Source organism: Streptococcus danieliae (assembly GCF_013415245.1).
Taxonomy (GTDB): domain Bacteria; phylum Bacillota; class Bacilli; order Lactobacillales; family Streptococcaceae; genus Streptococcus; species Streptococcus danieliae_A.
Map to the genome: position 1 here is coordinate 1 of NZ_JACBXX010000263.1, position 348 is coordinate 348.

Consider the following 348-nt stretch of genomic DNA (forward strand, 5'->3'; position numbering starts at 1 on the left):
TGCGTCTATGATAAGTAGCGTAGTCTTTATTTCTAAGAGCTAATCTCAATTCAGTTTCTTGTTGTTTATCTAATTTCAATTTCATACAATCTATTATAATTCAAAATTCGATTTTTATTTAGTATCAAAATCCACTGCTTTTGTTGCAGTTTCTTTCAGGGAATTTTCTTTTCTTTTGTTGGCTGATTTGTTACAATGCTAAATTTCAAGTTGAAATTAGCCACCACTAAGAAATTCCTTTGGTGACTTGTAGTCCAAACATTTTTTAGGATAATTGTTTATCCAATTTTCAATAAAAGCGACTTCTTTGGGAGTTGTTTCTTTGGTCCCTTTTGGTAACCACCTGCG

Annotated in this window: 1 pseudogene; it reads right to left on the reverse strand. The window is 31.3% G+C overall.

Annotated features, from left to right (window positions below):
- Window positions 1-216: 216 nt before the first annotated feature.
- A pseudogene (locus tag HZY94_RS10295) lies at window positions 217-348 on the reverse strand (IS30 family transposase); the annotation flags it as partial.